Genomic DNA, 2,260 nt, shown 5'->3' with positions numbered 1-2,260 from the left:
CTGGCCGGAGACCGACCCGGCGGTCGACCTCGATGTGCGGCACCCGGCCTACGTCATCTACACCTCCGGCTCGACGGGCCGCCCCAAGGGTGTCGTCGTGAGCCACGCCGGCGTGTCGCGCCTGGCGGCGGTGCAGGCCGACCGGCTCGGCGTGGCGGCGGGGAGCCGGGTGCTCCAGTTCGCCTCGCCCAGCTTCGACGCGTCGTTCTGGGACCTCAGCAGCGCGCTGCTGACCGGTGCCGCGCTCGTCCTCGCCCCCGCCGACACCCCGCTGGACGCCCTGACGGACCCGTGGCTCGCCGTCACCCACGTGACGCTTCCGCCCTCGGCCCTCGCCGCGCTGGGCGACGCCGACCTCACGGCCTCCACCCTGGTGGTGGCGGGTGAGGCGTGCTCGCAGGAGCTGGTGGCGCGGTGGGCCCCGGGACGCCGGATGATCAACGCGTACGGTCCGACCGAGACCACGGTCTGCGCGACCATGAGCGACCCGCTCGTCCCGGGGAACGGCGTGCCGCCGATCGGCCGCCCGGTCGCGGACTTCCGGACCTACGTACTGGACGAGCGGCTCCGCCCCGTCCCGCCGGGCGTGACCGGCGAGCTGTACGTCGCCGGGCCCGGCCTGGCACGCGGCTACCTGGGCCGCCCGGGCCTGACGGCGGCACGGTTCACGGCCTGCCCGTTCGGTCCGGCGGGCGCGCGGATGTACCGCACCGGCGACCTGGTCCGGCGTCGCGCGGACGGCGAGCTGGAGTACGCCGGCCGCGCCGACCAGCAGGTGAAGGTGCGCGGCTTCCGGATCGAGCCCGGCGAGGTCGAGGCCGCGCTCGCCGCGCATTCCGGCGTCGCCCAGGCCGCCGTCGTGGCCCGGGACGACCGGCTCGTCGGCTACGTGGTACCGGATTCCGCCTCGGCCGTACGCCCCGCAGAGCTGGCCGCCCACCTGCGCGAGCGGCTGCCGGACTACCTGGTGCCGTCCGCGTTCGTGCTGCTCGACGCGTTGCCGCTGACGCCGAACGGGAAGCTGGACCGGGCGGCGCTGCCCGCGCCCGACGCCGTGTCCACCGGGGGCGGCCGGGCGCCGCGTACACCACGGGAACAGATCCTCGCCGAACTCTTCGCCGAGGTCCTCGACGTGCCCCGGGTATCGGTGGACGACGACTTCTTCGACCTGGGCGGACACTCCCTGCTCGCCACCAGGCTGGTCGCCCGGGTGCGTTCGGTGCTCGGGGCGGAGCTCGCGCTGCGCGCCCTCTTCCAGTCGCCCACCGTGGCCGGCCTGGCCGGGACGCTCGCGGCGGCCGACGGGGTGCGCCCGGCGCTCACCGCGTACGAGCGGCCCGACGCGGTGCCGCTGTCCTTCGCCCAGCGCCGCCTCTGGTTCCTGCACCGCATGGACGCCGCAGCCGCCACGTACCACATTCCGCTGGCGCTCCAGCTGACCGGAACGCTCGACCGGGGCGCGCTCGACCGGGCGCTGGCCGATGTGGTGGCCCGGCACGAGAGCCTGCGGACGGTGTTCGAGGAGATCGGCGGCGTCCCCTGTCAGCGCCTGCTGGAACCGGCCGACGTCCGGCTCCGGGCCCGTCCGGCCGAGGTGCCGGCGGACGAGCTTCCGCACCTGCTCGCCGAGTCGGCGCGGCAGCCCTTCGATCTGGCGGCCGAACCGCCGCTGCGGGCCGAGCTGTTCGCGGTCGCGCCCGACGAGCACGTGCTGCTCCTCGTCATGCACCACATCGCCGCCGACGGCTGGTCCACCGGGCCGCTGGCCCGCGACCTCGCCGAGGCGTACGCGGCACGCTGCGAGGGGCGGACGGCGGACAGGCCGGCGCTGCCGGTCCAGTACGCCGACTACACGCTGTGGCAGCGCGAGCTCCTGGGGGACGCGGCTGACCCCGAGAGCCGGTTCGCACGACAACTCGGCTACTGGAAGCGGCAGCTGGCCGACCTCCCGGAGCTGCTTCCCCTGCCCACCGACCGCCCCCGCCCGGCCGTCGCCGGCCGGCGGGGCGACCACATCGGCCTGGAGCTCGACGCCGAACTGCACCGCGCACTCGCCGGGCTGGCCAGGCGGAGCGGGACCAGCCTGTTCATGGTGTTGCAGGCGGGTCTGGCGGCGTTGTACACGCGGTTGGGCGCGGGGACGGACATCGCGATCGGGAGCCCGATCGCGGGGCGTACGGACGAGGCGCTGGACGATCTGGTCGGGTTCTTCGTGAACACGTTGGTGCTGCGGACGGACACGAGTGGTGATCCGGGTTTC

At 75.2% G+C, this 2,260-nt stretch carries 1 protein-coding gene; it reads left to right on the top strand.

Going from position 1 to position 2,260, the window contains the following annotated elements; translation table 11 throughout:
- On the top strand, positions 1-2,260 hold a 2,260-nt coding region (locus ACN6LM_RS37945; RefSeq protein ID WP_445069972.1), incomplete at both ends, for an amino acid adenylation domain-containing protein.

Source organism: Streptomyces sp. SAS_281 (genome assembly GCF_052542855.1).
Note: the sequence above shows the minus strand (reverse complement) of the source record. Positions and strands in the feature narration are given on the sequence as shown.